This window comes from Pseudoalteromonas sp. S16_S37, assembly GCF_014694405.1.
Lineage (GTDB): Bacteria > Pseudomonadota > Gammaproteobacteria > Enterobacterales > Alteromonadaceae > Pseudoalteromonas.
The window spans coordinates 1-419 of sequence record NZ_JAAUWV010000213.1 but is presented as its reverse complement, the minus strand read 5'-3'; the positions used below and the strand labels follow the sequence as shown (position 1 = coordinate 419).

The 419-nt window shown below is 44.4% G+C and carries 1 protein-coding gene; it reads right to left on the bottom strand.

What is annotated here, in order from left to right; all coding sequences use genetic code 11:
* The coding region (locus tag HC733_RS22675) for a PAS domain-containing protein (RefSeq protein WP_238937675.1) at positions 1-392 on the bottom strand (392 nt) is incomplete at its 3' end.
* Between the last annotated feature and the right edge of the window lie 27 nt (positions 393-419).

Below are 419 nucleotides of genomic sequence, written 5' to 3'. Positions count from 1 at the left end.
GCTAACTGATAACCGACGGTTGCCAAAAAGTTTTCGTTCGCTGTCAGAATATGACCATTTAAATCAAACTCGATGATGGCCTGTGATTTACTGATGGCTGAGAGCTGTCCTGAGTAATCACTAGTTCGCATGACATCTTTGGTGATGTCGGTAGCGAACTTCACGACTTTATAGGGTCGATTCTCCGCATCCATGATGGCGTTATAACTGGCCTGGATCCAAATCTCACGACCATCTTTGGTGATGCGTTTATATTGGCCTGAATCAAATTCACCGCGGGCTAATTTCTGCCAGAACTGTTGATATTCTTGACTCTGATGTTTGGACGGTTCGACAAAAATGCGATGGTGCTTACCGACAATTTCCGCTAACTGATAACCGACGGTTGCCAAAAAGTTTTCGTTCGCTGTCAGAATATG